Here is a 19,210-nt window from a genome sequence, read left to right on the forward strand (position 1 = left end):
CGCGGAGCGAGACATCCGGCCAAATTCTCACACAAATGTTATCCCGTTTCGTCGCAACCATTTCCCGAGTATCGAATCTTCGGATTTATAAATTTAAATTTAAATTTAAATTTCCAGAATTAAAATTCATTCAGATAATCAATATCTTCCATCGTTTATCCCTCCGATTACCGGGCGAAAACTTACCCGCCGGCGCCGCGCGGGAAGGCGGCAGGCGGCCCCCTCCATAATGTCCCCATCCGCCCATGGATCTTTCATTTCGGAAAAACGTTATGATTTATCGGGAACTATAGAAAATTCCTCGAAACCATTGACAAGAACGGCGACAAGCCCTCTTCCTAGACTGAACAAATCCAAAAACAAATAATCCCCGTCGTCCCTGCAAGTGACATGCCCATAATGATGAATCGTAGACTCGCCGTTCTTTCTGTGTCCGCGCTATCCGCCTGGGCATGGGGATATCTGCCTCCCCTTGCGAAAGCCGCCACCCAAGCGCCAACGACACCCGCCCAGGCCGCGTCGCCGATGGCGACAGACCCGACGGCGGCGTCAAACCCGACCGCCCCGGACCGGACGGCGGTACCTCAGCCCCCCGGGGCTCAGTTGCATATCGAACGGACCCACGGGGCCTCCTATGTCGCGCCCCACGTCACGTACCGACCCACGCCGCCCAGTGCCGTCCCCCCCCTGCCCCGACCCGAGTCAGTCTTTACTGATCCGGGCGGGATTACGTCCTGGCTCACGAATCGCGGCATCTCGTTTCACTTCGACAACACGAACGAATTCGCCGGCGCAGTTACGCCACCCACCCGGGGGCCCCGCTATGTCAGCTATCGCCAGGGGGCCAGCAATGCCGGGCAGTACTCGGCCAACCTGAACATCAACTGGGAGCAGCTGGCGGGCATACGCGGCTTTTCGACGCATGTGATCACGGTCGGACGCTATGGCACGACCGCAAACCGCATGTTTGGAGACTGGCTGGCCCATAGTTCCGAAATCTATGGTGGCGGCGGTAACGTCGCCGTCCATCTGGTGTCCGCCTATGGCGAGGAGACGCTTCTGGGCGGGCGGCTCGATTTCGCGGGCGGCCGCATGTCCCAGATGTCGGATTTCGCCTCCAGCCCGCTGTTCTGCCAGTTCATGAACAATTCGATGTGCGGTCGCCCGAAAGGGGCGGCCGACAGCACCTTCTACAGCTCCTATCCTGCATCGACCTGGGCGTTCCGCATCAAGGGCCGCCCCAGGCCGGACATGTATATCCAGACCGGCGTATATTTCGCCGAGAACGGGATTTATATGAACTTCCAGCACCGGACCGGCTTCAAGTGGAACGGCTCGAATATCATCGGCTATGAGATCCCGGTGGAGGTCCAGTGGGAACCGAAATTCGGCGCCCACGGCAATCTGCCCGGCCATTACAAGTTCGGCTTCAATTACGAAGACGTGGCCCGGCCGGACAACTACTACAACGTCAATGGCCTGCCCTTCGCGTTCGCGGGCGGATCGGGCCGGATGGACCCGCATTCCTGGCAGACCTATATGATGACCGACCAGCGGCTGATCCATTACAAGGGCAGTTCGCCCGCTGCCGGCCTGACCTTGCTGGCGGGCTTCATCTACAACGACCCCAGGACCGCGGTGCGCGATTTCGAGGTGTACGGGGCGCTTGAAAATCGTGGGTTCTGGCCGGCCCGCCCCATGGACAGCATCGGCCTGGCCTTCACCTACACCAGCATCGCGCCGGGCACCCGCGATACCGAGGCCCTGCTGATGGCCCAGAACAAGGGCGGCCTGCCCAACCATGCCACGGGGGTGCAGACCAATGCCGAGATCGTCGAATTCAACTACGCCATCCATGTCATGCGCGGCGTGACGTTCGAGCCCGATTTCCAATATTATTTCAACCCGAACGGCCAGCATGGCCTGCGCGATGCGGCGATGCTGGGCTTCAAGACCTACATCTCCATCTTCTGACGGCCTGAAACCCACCCACCATTTCAGGCGCCTGCGACGCCGGCCCCAACCATGTCGATCGGCCTGACGAGCCGATCGAAGGTTTCGGCATCGACCGCGCCGGACCGCAGGGCGGCTTCGCGCAGCGATATGTCGTGGTCCATGGCGTCGTGCGCGATGGCCGACGCCCGATCATACCCGATGACGGGACTAAGCGCCGTCACCAGCATCACCGAGCCTTCCACGTAATGGCGGATCCGTTCGCGGTTCAATTCGGTGCCTTCGACCGAATACCGGCGGAACGAGCGGCAGCCATCGGCCAGGATGCGGATCGTGTGCAGGACGTTCGCGATCACCACCGGCCGCATGACGTTCAGTTCGAACTGCCCCTGGCTGCCGGCGAATGCCACCGCCGCATCGTTGCCGAACACCTGGGTGCAGATCATGACCAGGGCCTCGCACTGGGTCGGGTTGACCTTGCCGGGCATGATCGACGATCCGGGCTCGTTGGCGGGCAGGCGCAACTCCGCCAATCCGCATCGTGGCCCCGACCCCAGCCAGCGCATGTCGTTGGCGACCTTCATCAGCACCACCGCCACCCCGCGCAGCGCCGCCGACATCCGGACCATGGCGTCCAGACCGCCAAGGGCCGCGAATTTGTTCGGCGCGGTGACGAAGCGGGCCTGCGTCAGTTCGGCGATACGCGCCGCGATCGCCGGGCCGAACCCAGCCGGCGCATTCAACCCCGTTCCCACGGCGGTGCCGCCGGCCGCCAGTTCCAGCACGCCCGCCCGCGCCGCCTGCACGCCGACGGCCGCGTCACGAATCTGGTGGGCCCAACCCGACCATTCCTGCCCTACGGTCAACGGCACGGCATCCTGCAGATGAGTACGCCCGATCTTCACCACGTCGTTCCACCGCCTGGACCGATCCTCGATCGTCGTGGCCAGGGCACCGAGTTCCGGCAACAGGCGCTCGCTCACGGCCCGCAGCGTCGCCACATGCATCGCAGTCGGAAAAGTGTCGTTGCTGGACTGGCCCATATTGACGTCGTCATTGGGATGGACCGGTTCCTGCGTGCCCGGCGCGCCCCCCAGCAACTGGATGGCACGATTGGCGATGACCTCGTTGGCGTTCATGTTTGTCTGGGTGCCCGAACCGGTCTGCCAGACGAACAGCGGAAAATGGTCGTCCAGGCGGCCATCCGCAACCTCGCCCGCCGCATGGATGATGGCGTCGGCCTTCCAGCGGGGCAGACGGCCATCGGCCAGGTTCACCAGCGCGGCGGCCTTCTTGACGATCCCGTAGGCGCGACACAGCTCTTGCGGCATCCGGTCGGTACCGATCGAGAAATGGACCAGACTGCGCTGGGTCTGCGCCCCCCAGTACCGATCGGCAGGAACCGCGATCGCACCCAGCGCATCGTGCTCCTGCCGTTCGCCGGTCATCGCCAGCCCGATCGGCAGATCGGACCGAACCTGGGGTTCATTCGTCATGTCGCCCTCCCATACGTCATTCCCACCGACGAAAGCAAAGATACCGCAGGCGGGGACAGATCGGGCGTTGCCCGAACCTACCAGGGCGTGAGGCCCTGCCCCCGATCAATGCCGGTGGCTCGTCATCCGTTCAACGCGGGCGGCAGGGAAGCGGATCCGTCACGACATGCACCAGCCGCGGCAGACAACAAAAAGGCGGCCCGTCACCAGGACGGGCCGCCTTTCCTTCGCCGGCCCGAAAAGGCCAGACTGTCACGCGTTTTTTGTCGCCATCAGGACTTGGCGGTACCCTTGCCCGCCTTCAGCGCCGCAAGACGGGCAAGCCTGACCTGCTTGCGGGCCTCGCGGGCCTCGCGCCACGCGTCGACGGCCGTGCGCGTGCCCTTCGCCGCACGACGGGACGCCGCGGGCTTGACCGCGACCGGAGCCGCCTTCGCCGCGCGCGGGGCGGGCGCCTTCTTCGCAACGGCCTTTGTCGCGACAACCTTCGGCGCTGCCTTCTTGCTGGCGGCTTTCACCGGCACAGCCTTCGGCGGCGCGGCCTTCGTCGCCTTCGCGGCCGGCTTGGCCGCCGCAACTTTTGTCACCGCAACCTTCGTCGCCGGCGCCTTCGCAGCCTTGGTCTTCGGCGCCTTCACGGCGGCCTTTACCGCTGCCTTGGCACGCGTCTTCGGGGCCTCGGCCACGACCGGCGCCGGGGTGGCCTTGCGGGCCGAAGCGGTCGAGACCCGGCGCGCCGGGTTCTTGGCAACAGCGGCGCGCACCGTCGCGCGGGTGGCCGGGGCGCTCCGCGGCGCGGGGGCTGCAACAGCGGCCGACTTGGCGGGCTTGCGGGCCGTGGTCACCACGTCCTCGGCAACCGCGCGGGTCTTGGCGGCCGGACGCGCAGCAGTCTTGGGACGGGCGGCAGCACGCACGGGGCGGGCGGGAGCGATCGGGGCGACGGCGACCGGCGCCACGGCTGCCGCGCGACGCCGCCGCGGAGCGGCAACGGGTTCGGGCGCAGGCTCGGCCGCAGCGGCCTTCACGGCGCGCTTGCGCCTGGCCGGCTTCGCCTCGGCAGCCGTTTCCGCAGGCGCCTCCACCACGGCCGGAGCGACCTCGGCCTTGACCTCGGCAGCCTTCGCCTTCTTCCGGGAGACCTTGCCTTCGGTCTTGACCGGCGCCTCGACCGGAGCGGCCTGCGTCTCGACGGCCGCCGCTTCGACCGGTGCGGCCGTTACCGGGGTTGCCGAGGCCGTCTTCGCCGATCCCTTGCGACGACCACCACGGGTAGCCGTCTTCGTCTCATCACTCATATAGATACAACCTCTTGCAGACCCAGGTTTCCATCGTTCCGGTCAACGGCGCGACGTTGCAACACGCCAGCGATCGAACGGGGGTATCCTGGAAAGCCTTTCCGTTCCCTGCCATGCCGGACGTCCCGCACGCCCGGAAGCAGGTCGTGAAAACAACCCGTTCTTTCGCATCATTTCGACTTTAGAGACAGGCATGTCAAGTCAAAGCCACTACAAATCGTCTTTTTTTCTTGCAGCACGATAAAAGCCGTTCGGGCGGCGGAGTTCCGGGAACGTTACAAAATATTTTTCCCTTTATAATATCATCAGTTTTTAGAAGTTAGCCATCACCTTGCCCTACCCCGCCGGTCAGGCCGCGGCCCGCGCGACGATCGGCCGGCGGCGCCCTCCGCCGGGAGGAGGGACACGATTTTCCGCCCGATTCCGAAACCGGGCAGCCCTACCCCCCAGATGCACGTACGCGGGCCACCGCTTTCACCCCCCGGCGCCCCCCCCCCCCCCCCCCGTCCCGGGACCAACGGACGGATGACCGGAACGCCGACCGCACAGCCGGCCGAAATCGCCAGCGCGGGGCCGGTGGCGGTATCACCCGCGACCGGTTCGGAATCCTTCGATATCGTCACGCACGATATCCCGGCTCCACGCCGTCTCCCGTCCATACTGCCCAGGATCCCTCGCCCGCCCGACCGGGCGGCAAGGCTGCTGGCGATCATACAGACGCAACCGGGGTGGATGTCGGTACTCCTCGATTGCCTGACAGGCCGTTTCGCGACCCCCGTATGCCGGCCGGGATCCGCGCCGATGCCACGAGGAAAACCGGGCCACCGGAAGCGCCGCCTCCCCCGGAAAGGAAAGACGTTGCCTCGGCAGGCCTTTTTCTTGAACAGGCAGATACGGGTTCAGCCCCCTGGCCCACCGCGCAGGAAGCAGGCGGGCCGACCGACACGGCCGGATTCACGATCCTGCCTGTGTCAGCCTGCGCGATCAGGGCAGGCAGGTGTCCTTGACCGTCATGGGCAGGCCCGCGACCATGAACACCACCCGCGCGGCCTCACGCGCGAGGGCCTGATGCAGCAGTCCCGCCTCGTCGCGGAACCGGCGGCCCAAGGCAGTTTCCGGGACAATGCCCAACCCGACCTCGTTCCCCACCAGGACGCTGAGGGCCCGACGACGCCGCAGCGCCGCAAGCAGGTCGGCCCGGGCCAGGGCGACGTCCCGCCCGTCCAGGATCAGGTTCGTCAGCCACAGCGTCAGGCAATCCACCAGCACCGGCGCGTCGGCTGCCGCATCCAGCGCGCCGGGAAGATCCAGCGGTTCCTCGACCGTCCGCCAACCGGCGATCCGCGTGGCGCGATGATGTGCGATCCGCTGCCGCATTTCATCGTCCCAGGCCCGCCCTGTCGCCAGGTAGGTCCACGGGCCCGGCAGGGCGGTGACGATCGCCTCGCCATGACGGCTCTTGCCCGACCGAACGCCCCCCAGCACCAGCACGCATTCCGCACCGCGTTTCCGATCGTCTCCGGTCCCAGCCCGTTCCATCCTGCGTCCTCCGTCTTGCGTCTTGCGTCGGGCGGCATAACGCCACACAAAATGCGCCATGCCAGCCCCCGAATGCCCCCAGCCGTCCGGTTCCCCCGCCTTCACCACGATGGAGGCCCTGCGCGCCGCCTGCACAACCCTGCCCCCGCCGGATGGCGGGGCCCGGCAGGCGATCGCGACGCGTGACGCGACGCTGACGAAACCGCCCGGCAGCCTGGGCCGGCTGGAGGCACTGGTGGCCTGGCTCGGCGCATGGCAGGGGCGGCCCGACCCGGTGCTGGATCACGTGCGCGTGGTGATCTTCGCTGGAAATCACGGCGTCGTATCGCAGGGTGTCTCGCCCTGGCCGGCCAGCGTCACCGCGCAGATGGTGGAAAATTTCGCCGCCGGCGGGGCCGCGATCAACCAGATTGCCCGGATCGCCGGAGCCAGCCTGCACGTCGTGCCCATGGCCGGGCTGGCCCCCACGGCCGATTTTACCGTGGCGCCCGCGATGGATGACGACACATTCCTTGCGGCGGTATCGGCCGGCCATGCCGCGGTCGGGATGGACATCGACCTGCTGTGCCTGGGCGAGATGGGGATCGGCAACACCACCGCCGCCGCCGCCCTGGCAGCAGGCCTGTTCGGGGGCGCCGGGCAGGATTGGGCAGGACGGGGCACCGGCCTGGATGCCGCCGGGGTCGCGCACAAGGCCCGCGTGATCGACGCGGCGCTGGCCCGCCATGCCCATGCCGGGCACGACCCGCTGGCCGTCGCGCGCTGCCTGGGCGGCCTGGAACTGGCGGCGATCCTGGGCGCGGTCCTGGCCGCGCGGCATCGGCGTATTCCGGTCCTGCTGGACGGTTTCGTCTGCACGGCCGCCGCCGCCCCTCTGGCCTGCCTGCACCCCTCTGGTCTGGCGCACACCACCCTGGCCCATCGCTCTGCCGAGGCCGGCCATGCAGCGCTGGCCCGGGCGCTGAACCTCCCCCCCCTGCTGGATCTCGACCTTCGGCTGGGCGAGGCGACCGGGGCGGCGCTGGCGGTTCCCCTGCTGCGCGCCGCCGTGGCGTGCCACAGTGGAATGGCGACCTTCGCCCAGGCCGGGGTCAGCGACCGGACATGAGCTGGATCGCCCGCCGCCGCGCCGACCTGCTGGCCGGACTGGGGCTGCTGACCCGCCTGCCGGTCGGATGGCTGGCGCGCGGCGTGGGGCCTGTCGACATGGCCCGGTCGGTCTGGACGTGGCCCCTGGTAGGCCTGGGGGCGGGCGCCGTGGGCGGTGCCGTCCTGGCCGGGCTGTCTCTGGCCGGCGTGCCCGGACTGCCGGCGGCGGGATGGGCGGTGGCGGTCCAGATCCTGCTGACCGGCGGCCTGCACGAGGACGGCCTGGCCGACATGGCCGACGGGTTCGGCGGGGGCCGCGACCGGGCGCGGAAGCTGGAGATCATGCGCGACAGCCGCATCGGCGCCTACGGCGTGCTGGCGCTGGGCCTGTCGCTTCTGGTACGGGCGACGGCGGCGGCGGCAACGCCGCACCCCATCGCCGCGATGGCCGTCGCCGGGGCGCTGTCGCGCGCAACGATGACGGGGGTCCTGGCCGCCCTGCCCCCGGCCCGCAGCGACGGCATCGCCGGCACCATGGGCGGGATCCCCCGCCCCGCCCTTGGTGCCGGCCTGCTGCTGTCGGCGCTGGCGGCGGCATGGCTGGTCGCCCCGGCGCGCGCCACGGCCGCCTGCCTGGCCGCCGCCGTGTCGGCGGCTGGCATCGCCCGACTGGCGCGGCGGCAGATCGGCGGCCAGACGGGCGACGTCCTGGGGGGCACCGCCTCCATCGCCGAATGCGCCATCCTGACCGTGATGGCTGCTGTCTGACGGGGTGCGAACCAGCACATCACATGATCACGATGCCCGGGCGCGTCATCTTGCAACCGACCTCGCCCAGCCCAGATCCAGTCTGACGGGGGTAGTCCTATCCCCCGGTGAGGGAGAACACGCCATGTTCGGTAAACGTTTTGCCGGGCACCCGACCGGCCACAAATTGTCGGACAATACCAAGCAGACGCTCGGCGGGGTGGTGATCGTGCTGCTGATGCTGGCCGCCATCGCCGCCAGCATCATGCTGTCGCCCATGATTCCGCTGGGTCAATGAAATCGTCGATCATTAACCTTACAGCCGGGCGGGGCCGACAAGGCCCCGCCCCTTCATCCCCCGACATCACCGGCCCCAATCTGGACCGGGGTCGGGTCATGGTGTAGGCCCGTTACCGCCCGCGCGACGCGGGATGTCGTCGCCCGGCGCCGATCGCCGCCAGGATGGCGGCGCATTGGCGGGGGGCGGTGTCATGACCTATTTTTACCTCGCGATCGCGATTGTCGCTGAAGTCATCTCCACATCCGCGCTCAAGGCGTCGGACGGATTTTCCCGGCCGATACCATCCCTGCTGACAGTGCTGGGATACGGCATCACGTTCTTCTTCCTGTCACTGACCCTGCGCACCATGCCGACGGGCATCGCCTACGCCATCTGGTCCGGCGTCGGCATCATCCTGATTTCCATCATCAACTGGATCTGGCTGAAGCAGCATCTGGACGCCCCGGCGATCGCGGGGCTGGGCCTGATCGTGCTGGGGGTGGCGGTCATCAACCTGTTCTCCCGCACCGTCGGCCACTGACCACACCCTTTCGCCGGGCAATCCGTCGGTCAGCGCGTGTCCTGGACCTTCAGCTGCGCCCGGGCCTCGCCATCGGGATGGGCAGCGGTATGCAGGTTGATATAGACGCGGCCGGCGCGCAGCGCGGCGACCTGGTCGGCCGTCATCATCGCCGATCCCCGCAACGGGCTGACATACGGGCCGCTGATGGGGACCAGAACCCCGGCATCCTGGCCCGGATCGGCGGGGCCATGGAAATGGGCGGCCGTGACCGGACCGCTCAGCCCGCTCCAGCTCAACCGGTACGTCACCAGGTTGCGCTTGTCATCCAGCATTCCGGTAACGCCTCCGGACGGCGCCCCCGTCACGCCCGCCGACGGCGTGAACTGTCCCATGACGTGAAGGGTCCGGGCCGTCGCCGGCGCGACGGCCGCCACCGACGCGGCAAGCGCCAGCCCTGCGAAAACAGAAGAGCGGATCATCGGATATCTCTCCCCACCGACCGGCGATACGAAACACCGGCCGCAAGCAAGCCAGATCAGATATCGAGACCGGTCGAGCGGTTCAATGCCGACATCTCGGGATCAATGCGGCTTTCGACCAGTCGCGCAACGTGCAGGCCGCCGACGATGAACAGGCCGGACACCAGACCGATCATTCCCAGATAGACCATTGCCGTTCTCCTGCTGAAGATCACTCAACACTGTCAGGAGTGACCGTCCCCTGTGCTCGAATCATGGCAAGAGGCGGACTTTTCTGCAGCACGGCCCTCGGCCCGGCGATCTTGCCGGGTCAGCAGGCCCCTCGTACGCTTACCAGCCGCCGCCGTGGCCGTATCGCCCATTGTACCCGCCTCGATGATCTCGGCTGGGACCGTCATATCCATCATGATGGCGGCCATGATCGTAATCGCATCCGGCCAAGGCCAGCATCGTCACGAAAACGCACAGCGATTTTACGCCAGGCGGCCGCAGGAACTGCTTCATGATAGTTCTCCCACCCGGGTGGAACGTCCCCGATACGGAAAAGTTCGGGTGGTACGCCCCTTGTCGGCCTGTCACCGGGGCGCCTTCAGCCTTCGTTCTGTACCAGCGTCCAGGTTCCATCGACTTTCTTGAATGAAAGGTTCGCCGTGTTCGTTCCGGCCTTTGTCACGGCCGTCACGGCACAGCGATAGACGCCATTGTCCCGGGCCGTGCAGTCGGCATTGGTGATCGAAAGATCCGCCGGGTCGTATGGCCCGCTGAACAGGCCCAGGGACCGGTCGGACGTCTTCTGGTTTTCGCTCTGCATGGCGGTGCGGACCACCTGCAGGATCTCCGCCTTCGTCGGGGGGCCGGCCTGGCCACAGGCCGCCAGCAGGAACGGCAAGGCCAGGGCGGCGCAGGCCGCAGCCAACCCCCGCCGCGAGGCAGGGGCGTCAGCGCGCAGGGTGGGCATGATCCGTCGCTCCGTGAATGTTCGATGACATTCCAACGGACAAACGCATCCTCGGTTCGTCGTCACCTATCAAACCCGCCTTACCAGGGGTGGCTGTCGGCGAGAAACCGCCCCATCTCTCCGACCATGCTGATGGCGACGCCGCAGATCGCCACGGCAAGCAGCAACATGACGAGCATGCCCAGACGGCGTATCATGGCGCGCGCAGCCCCCGGATCACCCGTCGGCCATCCGACACCAGGTCAGGAGAACGATTCATGTCCCGCTTTATCGAAGATGACGACACACCCTCGGACGCCGGACCGGACAAGCACGAACAGGCCCGACGCCTGGCTGAAGCCGCGCTGCGCGCCGAAGAGGAAGGTGACCAGACCCGCGCCGATGCGTTGTTCGCCGAGGCCGAACATACCGACCCCCAGGCCGTCGAGAACGTCCTGATGGAGTGGCCGGACCATCCCCGCACCCACCGCCGGACGGCGTCGCGGCACGGCTGAAGAGGGACCGCGGTCAGGAGGCCGCCATAGCGGCCGGCTGGGTCTCAGCCGGCCGGTCTTCGGTCTCCGGCGCCGGAGCATCCGGGTTCCGAGTGTCCAGACTCTGGGGATCCGCATTCTGGCGCAGGCGGGCCGCCCCTCCGGCGACAGCATTCCATGCGGCCTGCGCCAGCGCCTTGCGGCTGGGAAAATCGTCCGGATCCAGCGCCGGGTGCAGCAGGACAGTCGCCCGCATGGACCGCCATTGCGCCAATTGCCAGACATGCGGCGCCAGATCCATGTCGCCGTACCACGAGAACACCGCCCGGCGGACGCGATTCACGTTCAGCCCGTCCAGCCGGTCGTACACCAGCGACACCGGCTGGATCAGCGGCGCCATGCCGGGGGCATAGGTCAGCATCGGCGGATCGACATCCATTCCCTTGCGCAGGGCCGGCATCTTGGCGATCGCGAAGAACGCCGACATGAAGGGTAACACCCGCGACCCGTCCGACGACGTGCCTTCGGGGAACAGGACCAGATTGTCGCCACCGATCAGGCGGCCGACCATCTCGTCCCGCTCGCGCCCCGTGGTACTGCGCTGGCGGCTGACGAAAATCGTCCGGCCGATCCGCGAGACGGTGCCCATGATCGGCCAGTTCCCGATATCGCCCTTGGCGACGAACACGGACGGCAGGATGGTGCCCAGCACCGGCACATCCAGCCACGAGGCATGGTTGGACACATAGATGACCGGACGCTCGCCGCGCGCGCGCGCGCGCGCACCGCCGACCGAGCCGGCACGGGTGCCGATCACGCGGATGTCCAGCGACAACAGCCGGCAGAGCACCCCCCAGATCACGCGGGTCCAGCGGATTTTGGCGGTGCCGGGTACCAGAAGCAGGATCGCCTCGAACCCGACCGACAGCGGCACCCAGATGGTGATGGCCAGCAGGCGCGCCGTCGCACGCAGACGACGCAGCAGACGCCGGCCCGGCTTCATGGACGGGGGGGGCACGCCCCCTTCGTCATTCAACGCGGGAAAGACCGCCGAGCGGCGATGCTGGGCCCGGCGCGCCGTCATGCCGGGTGCCTCCAGGGCAGGCAGGCGGAATCTGGAGCGCGGAAGGAAGCAGGGATCATGTGCCATTCATAGCCCGGACGACGCCGCAACCCAAGCGACCGGCGCCTCACCGCCGCCATGCATCACTAATCGCCCGGCATGTCAAATATCCGGCCGCACGCCGCCCCGCGACGAACCGGGCACATCACATGCACGGGACCGGGAAAACATGGCGGCCCGGCCGCGTTGAACCGACATCCCATAATCTCATCCTCGGAGGTCGATCATGTCGGACACCAGGACGCCGCCTGCGGACCAGACGCAGGACAAGGCAGAAAACGCGAAGAAGAAGAGGGCTGCAACCGAAGAAAAAATTGAAGAGGGTCTGGAGGAAACCTTCCCCGCCAGCGACCCGCCTGCGATCGGTGGGTCGACGGGGGAACGGGACTGCTGAAGCAGGAAAATGGCGCAGGGTACCGCTCCAAGGCCCCCTACTCGGAAACGGAGGACGAAGATGATGACGACGCCCCCCCGCTTCGGCCCCAAGGGCGGCAAGCCGGCCCCGGGGCCATGGCGCGCGGAAACCACCCTCGATGCCTGGCTGGATGCCTTTCTCTCGGACACCGCGCCCGAGCGCGGGTATGTGTTTCTGATGCGGCAGGCGGCGGACACGGGCCTGTACGACGTGGTACGGCGCTGGAGCCAGACCGGCAATCCCGAGCCGACCGATGCCGCGACCGTTCTGTCGCTGATGCCGCCCGACATGCTGGCGGAAATCAGCCGGAAAACCGCCCTGCAACGCGATGAGGTCGTCACTCGCCTTTCCGAGGAACTGCCGGTCGCAGTGCGTCAGCATACCCTGGGAAAGCGGTTCAACCGCTTCGGTCATGCCGGATGTGTCGGCGAAGACCCGACGCGACGATAGGTCGGCCCAAACCGGCATTTCGGTTCGATCCACAGATTTCCCGCTGCCCCCTGCCGTCATGCCACGGCAGGGGATTTTTCATGTACCGACTCCACGGCAATTCAATTCCACGGCAATTCAATATTTTATTTCATATCCATTGAATTTTTCCACTCTCAAATCCGTTCAGGCAGCGTGGGACAGGCAGCGGAAGCAGCTTATGACAAAGCCGTGCGGGATGAACATTTTATGGACTTTCCATTTCCTTACGTGATAAGAAATGATTGCAAAACAACAATAAAAACCATGCAAATTCATAAGAAAATTCATTTGCGGAATTTTGATTCCGAACCAATAAATCATACAAGTCTATTGCATGTATATCGCGAGATCCGTCACAAGTATAAATTTCAAATTATAGGTGAAATTTTATTTTGAAAGGGTTGTTATTATGAAAACCCTCGATTTTAGAAAAATGATTACGTCAGAAATATCTTCTCCAACATCGGCGGATTTTCAACGGAATGCCCAACAGGCCGTCCGCCCCTGGGCAATTTTCGGACATCCGGCGCTGTTCCTATTCGCCTCCGATGTCCTGTCCTTCATCATATCCTTCTGCATATCCTTCTGCGCCGTCCATTTCATGTCTGCCGAATTTCAGCGTCTTCTGCATCCCACGGGCATTTCAATACCCTCGCCGCATCTCCTTATGGGGCCATCGGTCGATCAGATTACCCTGTTCGTCCTGATGGCCCTTCTTTTCGCACGCCAGGGACATTATCGCGGGCAGGACTCATTCTGGGACGAAACCCGCATCGTGACCTTATCCGCGCTGGGCGCCTTTCTGATCGCGGGCGCGTTCGCCTGGAGGCGCCATGCCTCGCCGTATGATCTGCCGATGATAGGCGGGCTTCTGGCACTGTTCGCGCTGCTCGCACCCATCGCGCGCCAAGCAACCAGGCACCTCCTGCACCGGGGGCGCATAATCCAGCCGGGGCCGCGTTCCCCGCGGCATATCGGTATCGACACGTTCCCCGGCCGGCCAGGCGCCGCACCGGTCCGGACATGATCGATGCGATCCATCCCAGCTTCGTCTTTCCAAGATTAATAGTCACGCACATGCAGCGTACACCGCCATCACGCCGCCGCCCGTCCGGGCCACCTCATGGATGACACACATGCATCGCGACCATCAGCAGGACAGGGCGACGTGCCCATGAATATCTATGTCAACGGCCGTTTCATGACCCAGCGCCTGAGCGGCGTGCAGCGTTTCGCGCGTGAGATCACCCGCAAGATGCGCCAGATCTCGGCACATACCCCCGCCGGCATGCCCCGGATCCTGGTGCCGTCAGGCGATCTGACACAGCCCGAGGCCGACCTGCCGGCGACCCATTGTGGCCGCCTGCATGGACAATTGTGGGAACAGGTCGAACTGCCGCGCCATGTCGACGATGGAATCCTGGTCAATCTGGGCAATACGGCCCCCCTGTTGGGCAAGCCGCAGATCGTGGTCGTCCACGATGCCGGGATCTTCAGTTATCCGACCGCCTATTCCACGAAATTCCGGCTGTGGAACATGGCGCTGCTGCATGGACTGCGCCGCACGGCCACGCATTTCGTCACCGTATCGGAATTTTCGCGACGGGAATTGCAGGCGCGGCTGCATCTGCCCGACGATCGTGTCTCCGTCATCACCGAAGGGGCGGACCATATCCTGTCCACGCCCCCCGATACGTCGATTCTGGAGCGGCATCACATCACCCCGGGCCGCTTCGTCCTTGCCGTGGGCAACCTGGCGCCGCACAAGAACCTGCACGGACTGTCGAAGCTTGCCCGTTCGCTGGCCGCACGGGACATCGACCTGGTCGTGACGGGCGGCCTGAACACCGCCGTCTTCTCCCAAAGCGACACCGCATCGTCGCTGCCGGTACCCGCGAAATATATCGGTCGCGTCAACGACACCGAATTACGGGCGCTGTACCAGGCCGCGTTGTGTTTCGTCTTCCCGTCGTTCTACGAGGGATTCGGACTGCCGCCGATCGAGGCGATGGCGTGCGAGTGCCCCGTCGCGGCATCGGCGATCCCGTCCCTTCAGGAAGTCTGCGGCCTGGCGGCAACATATTTCGATCCGGCCAGCCAGGACGAAATCGACCGCACCGTCCTGCACGTCATCGAGAACCCGGTCCTGCGCGCCCATCTGCGAAGCGCGGGGCGATCCCATGCCGCATCGTTCACCTGGGAACACGCGGCGCGCCAGTTGCTGGAGGTCATCGGCCAACATATGCCGCGGGGGCATGTGCCTTCCGCGATGCTTCACTGATCCGGGCGATATCGTTTCGACAGGGACCGGTTTCCATTTGAGCAGGCTTCCCGATCCATGATAGGTTCAACCGCCATAGGGCAAATTTCCGACGGGATACCGGAACGATCGAGACGTCCGGCCCGTCATGTCATGGACCGGTTCCAGATTACTCTGCACGACGGATTTTTTCGGCCGATCGCGCTGTACCGCATCCTTATTGCCATGTCTTGACCATGATGTTCGTTTTTCATCCCCTTCCCATCCCTGCGCGACAGAAGGACATGAGTCATGTCGGAAACCACCTTCCCGCTGATCGGCACGAAGGCCCCCAGCACCACACGCATCGTGCCTGTCATCCTGTCGGGGGGGTCGGGCAGCCGGCTGTGGCCGGTGTCTCGCGCCAGCTTTCCCAAGCAGCTCTGGCCCCTGGTCAGCGACAGGACCATGCTCCAGGAAACGGCGTTGCGCGGGGTCGGCGAGCAGTTCGATGCACCGATCGTCATCTGCAACAATGAGCACCGCTTCCTGATCGCCGAACAATTGCGCGCGGCCGGGATCGAGGACGCGCGGATCGTGCTGGAACCCGTTGGACGCAATTCCGCTCCGGCCATCGCCGCGGCGGCGTTGCTGGTCGCGGAAACCGATCCGGACGCGGTGCTGTGGATCATGGCCGCCGACGCGGTGATCACCCGGCCCGAGGCCATGGCCCAGATGATGCCCGCGGCGGCGGATGCGGCCCAGCGTGGACATATCGTGGTCTTCGGGATGAAACCCACCCGGCCCGAGACCGGATACGGCTATATCGAGGCCGGCACGCCCCTGGCCAAGTTGCCCGAGGCCAGCACCGTCGCCTCGTTCATCGAGAAGCCCGACGCCGCCACCGCGGCCGACCTGATCGCATCGGGCAGGTATATGTGGAATTCGGGCATGTTCGTCTTCACCGCCCGCACCCTTCTGGACGAGATGGAGACCTATGCTCCGGCGGTGCTCACCCCCGTCCGCCAGGCCGTCGCGCGACGGGCGGGCGACCTGGTGTTCCAGCGCCTGGAGGTGCCGTCATTCACGGCGGCCCCCGACATCTCGTTCGACTACGCGGTCATGGAACATACCGACCATGCGGTGGTCATCGCGGGCGATTTCGGCTGGACCGATGTCGGAAGCTGGGACGCCGTGTGGGAAATCAGCGACAAGGACGGCAACGGCAACGTCAGCCACGGGAATGTCTTCCTGGAGGCCGCGCGCGACAGCTATGTCCGATCGGACGAGATCCTGACCGCCGTCGTCGGCGTCGAGGACGTGATCGTGGTCGCGACCCGCGACGCGGTGCTGGTCACGCAGCAAAGCAAGGCGCAGGACGTCAAGAAGATGGTCGCCCGCCTGCAATCCGCCGGCCGCCACGAAGCCCAGTCCCACAATCGCTGCTATCGGCCCTGGGGCTTCTATGAAAGCCTGATCCAGGACAGCCGTTTCCAGGTCAAGCGGATCGTCGTGACGCCGGGCGAGAAACTGTCCCTGCAGAAGCATTTTCATCGTGCCGAACACTGGATCGTCGTCAGCGGCGTCGCCCGGGTGACCCGCGACGAGGAGCAGATCATGGTGTATGAGAACCAGAGCATCTACCTGCCGCAGCATTGCACCCACCGGCTGGAAAATCCGGGCAGGATCCCGCTGGTCCTGATCGAGATCCAGACCGGTTCGTACCTTGGCGAGGACGACATCATCCGCATAGAAGACACCTACAATCGCAATTAACCGAAAGGTGGGGACTATGGCGCGATCGAAATTCCTGGTGACAGGCGGGGCCGGCTATGTCGGCAGCCACGTGGTCGCCGCCCTGTGCGACGCGGGGCACGATGTGGTGGTCTTCGACAACCTGCGGACCGGGCATCGCGAATCGGTGCCCGACACGGTGCGTTTCATCCAGGGCGACCTGCAGGACCACGCGCTGGTCGACAAGGTGCTGGCGGATGGCCCGTGGGACGGCGTGTTGCATTTCGCAGCCCTTTCCCTGGTCGGGGAGAGCATGCAGCACCCGTTCATGTATATGCAGGCCAATGCCGGACTGGGCTTCGCGCTGGTTGAGTCGTGCGTGCGCCATGGCGTCAAGCGGTTCGTCTTTTCCTCCACCGCCGCCCTGTTCGGGATGACCGAGGACCCGCTGATTACCGAGGACACGCCCATCATCCCCGGTTCGCCCTATGGCGAGAGCAAGCATATGGTCGAGCGGGCCCTGCTGTGGGCGGACAGGATCCACGGCCTGCGCAGCGCCTGCCTGCGGTATTTCAATGCGGCGGGCGCCGACCCCGGTGGTCGCCTGGGCGAGGATCACACGCCGGAAACCCACCTGATTCCGCTGGTCATCGACGCCGCCCTGGGGCGTCGGGCGGAATTGCAATTGTTTGGCGATGACTACCCGACGCCCGACGGCACGTGCATCCGCGACTACATCCACGTCACGGACCTGGCCCAGGCCCATCTGGCCGCGCTGGACGTCATCCGCGACCGCAGCGTCGTCTATAATGTCGGCAACGGTCACGGCCATTCCAACATGGATGTCATCCGGAGCGTCGAGCGCGTGACCGGCAAGCCTGTTCCCTGGCGACTGGCCCCCCGCCGCCCCGGCGACCCGGCCCGGCTGGTCGCCGGCGCCGGCCGGCTGAAGGCCGAAACCGGCTGGGCCCCCCGCTATGCCGACCTCGATCAAATCGTCGAGACCGCATACCGCTGGCGCCTGGCCCATCCCCAAGGCTATCGGACCCGCCTTCCAGCCGAAGCCGCCTGCATCTGAATAACCACTCCCCCGGTTCCGACACCGCCGTCTCGATGACGACCAGCGGCTGCAGGAACCGGGCATCGCCCCTGTCTCGCTGCCGAAACCAATAATTCACGAATTTTCATCTCTGTAGATTATCAATACGCGACTCAAAACCTCCGGCCTTGCCGTAGGCTCCTGACCGGACTCAGGCGACCTCGCACATCGGGTGCATCGGGGTGCCTCGTCCGATCGTTCTTCAGGAGCCGACCATGCCGTTGAAGCCCAGCCTCCAGAGCCTCTCCGCCGCCACCGTCACCACGATGAACCCGGTCCTGTCCGTCGCCGGCCGGTCGGGCGGCGCCCAGCGTTCCAATCCTGGACAGCCGGCCATGGCCAGTCATCCGACGGTCGAGGTGTCGCTGGACACGGTCGGCCGGACGTTATGGAGCTTCATGCGCCCCAACGGCCGCCCCAGCTTTTCCCCGTCCCTGCTGCGCGACCTGCACGCCATGCAGCGATCCATCCACGACATGGCCGAGACGTCCGGGGGCACCCTGCCCTTCCGTTACATGGTCGTGGGATCGCGGGTGCCGGGGATCTTCAACCTGGGAGGCGATCTGGCCCTGTTCGCCGAAAAAATCGCCCGGGGCGACCGGGAAGGGCTGCGTCAGTATGCCCACGCCTGCGTCGACGTCGTGTTCGCGAATGCCGACGGTTACGGCCACCCTGTCACCACGGTCGCCCTGGTGCAGGGCGACGCGCTGGGCGGCGGGTTCGAGGCCGCCCTGTCGTGCGACCTGATCGTGGCCGAGAAGCAGGCCAAGTTCGGCCTGCCCGAAATCCTGTTCAACCTGTTCCCCGGCATGGGCGCCTATACGCTGCTGACGCGGCGTGTGGGTGCACGGATGGCCGAAAAAATGATCCTCAGCGGTCAGACCTATACTGCCGCCAACCTGCACGAGATGGGGGTCGTGGACATCCTGGCCGAACAGGGCGACGGCGAGGCCACGGTACGCGAGCATCTGGCGCGCATCGACCGCCGCTACAACGCGCATGAGGCCATCCAGCGGACCAAGCGCCTGGTCAATCCGGTCAGCCACCAGGAACTGCGCGACGTCACCGACATCTGGGTCGACGCCGCGCTGCGCCTGGCCGAAACCGACCTGCGCAAGATGATGCGCCTGGTCAACGCACAGAACCGGCGCATCCAGACCATCCAGGTCGAAAGCGTCGCAAGCTGAACCGACCGACGAAGCCAATGGCACAATGGGCAGGACAGGTCGGGCGTTGTCCGAACCCGCCGGTTACCCAGGGTCGGGGGCCTGAGGCCCAGGATCCCGATCATGGA

Annotated in this window: 20 protein-coding genes; 13 read left to right on the forward strand and 7 right to left on the reverse strand. The window is 65.5% G+C overall.

The annotated features are described in order from the left end of the window. Window positions 1-525 precede the first annotated feature (525 nt). Window positions 526-1,974: a carbohydrate porin gene (locus HLH34_RS08770; RefSeq protein ID WP_183119190.1), complete on the forward strand. Its 1,449-nt coding sequence runs from the start codon at window positions 526-528 to the stop codon at window positions 1,972-1,974. A gap of 23 nt (window positions 1,975-1,997) precedes the next feature. Here the strand turns inward: HLH34_RS08770 and fumC are convergent, their stop codons facing one another. The 3 genes from fumC to cobU all read right to left on the reverse strand — a co-directional run bounded on the left by fumC (window position 1,998) and on the right by cobU (window position 6,286). Next, window positions 1,998-3,449 (reverse strand): class II fumarate hydratase, encoded by a 1,452-nt coding sequence (fumC, locus tag HLH34_RS08775; protein ID WP_183119191.1) that lies wholly within the window; start codon window positions 3,447-3,449, stop codon window positions 1,998-2,000. A gap of 272 nt (window positions 3,450-3,721) precedes the next feature. After that, window positions 3,722-4,747 (reverse strand): hypothetical protein, encoded by a 1,026-nt coding sequence (locus HLH34_RS08780; RefSeq protein ID WP_183119192.1) that lies wholly within the window; start codon window positions 4,745-4,747, stop codon window positions 3,722-3,724. Between the two features lie 984 nt (window positions 4,748-5,731). After that, window positions 5,732-6,286 carry a bifunctional adenosylcobinamide kinase/adenosylcobinamide-phosphate guanylyltransferase gene (cobU, locus tag HLH34_RS08785; RefSeq protein ID WP_183119193.1) on the reverse strand — a complete coding sequence of 185 codons (555 nt, stop codon included), beginning with the start codon at window positions 6,284-6,286 and terminating at the stop codon, window positions 5,732-5,734. A gap of 58 nt (window positions 6,287-6,344) precedes the next feature. Between cobU and cobT the strand changes: the two genes are divergently transcribed. From cobT to HLH34_RS08805, 4 genes are all read left to right on the forward strand, one after another. Then, window positions 6,345-7,394, forward strand: coding sequence for a nicotinate-nucleotide--dimethylbenzimidazole phosphoribosyltransferase (gene cobT, locus HLH34_RS08790; RefSeq protein ID WP_240162065.1), 1,050 nt, complete (start codon window positions 6,345-6,347; stop codon window positions 7,392-7,394). After that, complete coding sequence (cobS, locus tag HLH34_RS08795; RefSeq protein WP_183119194.1) at window positions 7,391-8,143, forward strand: adenosylcobinamide-GDP ribazoletransferase; 753 nt, start codon at window positions 7,391-7,393, stop codon at window positions 8,141-8,143. The genes cobT and cobS overlap by 4 nt, the downstream gene beginning before the upstream one ends. A gap of 124 nt (window positions 8,144-8,267) precedes the next feature. Next, window positions 8,268-8,420 (forward strand): hypothetical protein, encoded by a 153-nt coding sequence (locus HLH34_RS08800; RefSeq protein WP_183119195.1) that lies wholly within the window; start codon window positions 8,268-8,270, stop codon window positions 8,418-8,420. A 193-nt stretch (window positions 8,421-8,613) separates the two neighbouring features. After that, entirely contained in the window at window positions 8,614-8,943 is a 330-nt protein-coding gene (locus HLH34_RS08805) for a DMT family transporter (protein WP_183119196.1), read from the forward strand. Window positions 8,944-8,972: 29 nt separating this feature from the next. Here the strand turns inward: HLH34_RS08805 and HLH34_RS08810 are convergent, their stop codons facing one another. From HLH34_RS08810 to HLH34_RS08815, 3 genes are all read right to left on the reverse strand, one after another. After that, window positions 8,973-9,404, reverse strand: coding sequence for a CHRD domain-containing protein (locus HLH34_RS08810; RefSeq protein WP_183119197.1), 432 nt, complete (start codon window positions 9,402-9,404; stop codon window positions 8,973-8,975). 56 nt (window positions 9,405-9,460) lie between these two features. After that, complete coding sequence (locus tag HLH34_RS19615) at window positions 9,461-9,595, reverse strand: hypothetical protein (protein WP_264784141.1); 135 nt, start codon at window positions 9,593-9,595, stop codon at window positions 9,461-9,463. 398 nt (window positions 9,596-9,993) lie between these two features. After that, window positions 9,994-10,362 carry a hypothetical protein gene (locus tag HLH34_RS08815; RefSeq protein ID WP_183119198.1) on the reverse strand — a complete coding sequence of 123 codons (369 nt, stop codon included), beginning with the start codon at window positions 10,360-10,362 and terminating at the stop codon, window positions 9,994-9,996. 257 nt (window positions 10,363-10,619) lie between these two features. On the opposite strand from HLH34_RS08815, the gene HLH34_RS08820 reads away from it, so the two are divergent. Then, complete coding sequence (locus HLH34_RS08820; protein WP_183119199.1) at window positions 10,620-10,856, forward strand: hypothetical protein; 237 nt, start codon at window positions 10,620-10,622, stop codon at window positions 10,854-10,856. A 13-nt stretch (window positions 10,857-10,869) separates the two neighbouring features. Here HLH34_RS08820 and HLH34_RS08825 read toward each other — a convergent pair whose 3' ends face one another. Then, on the reverse strand, window positions 10,870-11,838 hold the full coding sequence (locus tag HLH34_RS08825) for a lysophospholipid acyltransferase family protein (RefSeq protein ID WP_240162067.1): 969 nt from the start codon (window positions 11,836-11,838) through the stop codon (window positions 10,870-10,872). Window positions 11,839-12,184: 346 nt separating this feature from the next. Here HLH34_RS08825 and HLH34_RS08830 point away from each other — a divergent pair, with 346 nt between their 5' ends. The 7 genes from HLH34_RS08830 (at window position 12,185) to HLH34_RS08860 (ending at window position 19,103) form a co-directional block, all read left to right on the forward strand. Continuing rightward, on the forward strand, window positions 12,185-12,352 hold the full coding sequence (locus tag HLH34_RS08830; RefSeq protein WP_183119341.1) for a hypothetical protein: 168 nt from the start codon (window positions 12,185-12,187) through the stop codon (window positions 12,350-12,352). A 60-nt stretch (window positions 12,353-12,412) separates the two neighbouring features. After that, window positions 12,413-12,823: a YidB family protein gene (locus tag HLH34_RS08835; RefSeq protein WP_183119200.1), complete on the forward strand. Its 411-nt coding sequence runs from the start codon at window positions 12,413-12,415 to the stop codon at window positions 12,821-12,823. A gap of 430 nt (window positions 12,824-13,253) precedes the next feature. Continuing rightward, entirely contained in the window at window positions 13,254-13,871 is a 618-nt protein-coding gene (locus tag HLH34_RS08840; RefSeq protein WP_183119201.1) for a hypothetical protein, read from the forward strand. 147 nt (window positions 13,872-14,018) lie between these two features. Next, window positions 14,019-15,125 carry a glycosyltransferase family 4 protein gene (locus tag HLH34_RS08845; protein WP_240162064.1) on the forward strand — a complete coding sequence of 369 codons (1,107 nt, stop codon included), beginning with the start codon at window positions 14,019-14,021 and terminating at the stop codon, window positions 15,123-15,125. 270 nt (window positions 15,126-15,395) lie between these two features. Beyond that, window positions 15,396-16,859: a mannose-1-phosphate guanylyltransferase/mannose-6-phosphate isomerase gene (locus HLH34_RS08850; protein ID WP_183119203.1), complete on the forward strand. Its 1,464-nt coding sequence runs from the start codon at window positions 15,396-15,398 to the stop codon at window positions 16,857-16,859. Between the two features lie 16 nt (window positions 16,860-16,875). Continuing rightward, entirely contained in the window at window positions 16,876-17,895 is a 1,020-nt protein-coding gene (gene galE / locus HLH34_RS08855) for a UDP-glucose 4-epimerase GalE (RefSeq protein WP_183119204.1), read from the forward strand. Between the two features lie 236 nt (window positions 17,896-18,131). After that, window positions 18,132-19,103: a crotonase/enoyl-CoA hydratase family protein gene (locus tag HLH34_RS08860; protein WP_244959775.1), complete on the forward strand. Its 972-nt coding sequence runs from the start codon at window positions 18,132-18,134 to the stop codon at window positions 19,101-19,103. Window positions 19,104-19,210: the final 107 nt, after the last annotated feature.

It is taken from the genome of Gluconacetobacter azotocaptans (assembly GCF_014174355.1).
GTDB lineage: Bacteria > Pseudomonadota > Alphaproteobacteria > Acetobacterales > Acetobacteraceae > Gluconacetobacter > Gluconacetobacter azotocaptans.

Excerpts from the sequence above, each read along its gene's own strand:
- HLH34_RS08820 (WP_183119199.1), top strand. The coding sequence starts at position 10,620 with ATGTCCCGCTTTATCGAAGATGACGACACACCCTCGGACGCCGGACCG.
- cobU (WP_183119193.1), bottom strand. The coding sequence starts at position 6,286 with ATGGAACGGGCTGGGACCGGAGACGATCGGAAACGCGGTGCGGAATGC.
- HLH34_RS08850 (WP_183119203.1), top strand. The coding sequence starts at position 15,396 with ATGTCGGAAACCACCTTCCCGCTGATCGGCACGAAGGCCCCCAGCACC.
- HLH34_RS08840 (WP_183119201.1), top strand. The coding sequence starts at position 13,254 with ATGAAAACCCTCGATTTTAGAAAAATGATTACGTCAGAAATATCTTCT.
- HLH34_RS08780 (WP_183119192.1), bottom strand. The coding sequence starts at position 4,747 with ATGAGTGATGAGACGAAGACGGCTACCCGTGGTGGTCGTCGCAAGGGA.
- HLH34_RS08815 (WP_183119198.1), bottom strand. The coding sequence starts at position 10,362 with ATGCCCACCCTGCGCGCTGACGCCCCTGCCTCGCGGCGGGGGTTGGCT.
- galE (WP_183119204.1), top strand. The coding sequence starts at position 16,876 with ATGGCGCGATCGAAATTCCTGGTGACAGGCGGGGCCGGCTATGTCGGC.
- HLH34_RS08860 (WP_244959775.1), top strand. The coding sequence starts at position 18,132 with ATGCCGTTGAAGCCCAGCCTCCAGAGCCTCTCCGCCGCCACCGTCACC.
- HLH34_RS08835 (WP_183119200.1), top strand. The coding sequence starts at position 12,413 with ATGATGACGACGCCCCCCCGCTTCGGCCCCAAGGGCGGCAAGCCGGCC.
- HLH34_RS08800 (WP_183119195.1), top strand. The coding sequence starts at position 8,268 with ATGTTCGGTAAACGTTTTGCCGGGCACCCGACCGGCCACAAATTGTCG.
- HLH34_RS19615 (WP_264784141.1), bottom strand. The coding sequence starts at position 9,595 with ATGGTCTATCTGGGAATGATCGGTCTGGTGTCCGGCCTGTTCATCGTC.
- fumC (WP_183119191.1), bottom strand. The coding sequence starts at position 3,449 with ATGACGAATGAACCCCAGGTTCGGTCCGATCTGCCGATCGGGCTGGCG.
- HLH34_RS08805 (WP_183119196.1), top strand. The coding sequence starts at position 8,614 with ATGACCTATTTTTACCTCGCGATCGCGATTGTCGCTGAAGTCATCTCC.
- cobS (WP_183119194.1), top strand. The coding sequence starts at position 7,391 with ATGAGCTGGATCGCCCGCCGCCGCGCCGACCTGCTGGCCGGACTGGGG.
- HLH34_RS08770 (WP_183119190.1), top strand. The coding sequence starts at position 526 with ATGGCGACAGACCCGACGGCGGCGTCAAACCCGACCGCCCCGGACCGG.
- HLH34_RS08830 (WP_183119341.1), top strand. The coding sequence starts at position 12,185 with ATGTCGGACACCAGGACGCCGCCTGCGGACCAGACGCAGGACAAGGCA.
- HLH34_RS08810 (WP_183119197.1), bottom strand. The coding sequence starts at position 9,404 with ATGATCCGCTCTTCTGTTTTCGCAGGGCTGGCGCTTGCCGCGTCGGTG.
- HLH34_RS08825 (WP_240162067.1), bottom strand. The coding sequence starts at position 11,838 with ATGAAGCCGGGCCGGCGTCTGCTGCGTCGTCTGCGTGCGACGGCGCGC.
- HLH34_RS08845 (WP_240162064.1), top strand. The coding sequence starts at position 14,019 with ATGAATATCTATGTCAACGGCCGTTTCATGACCCAGCGCCTGAGCGGC.
- cobT (WP_240162065.1), top strand. The coding sequence starts at position 6,345 with ATGCCAGCCCCCGAATGCCCCCAGCCGTCCGGTTCCCCCGCCTTCACC.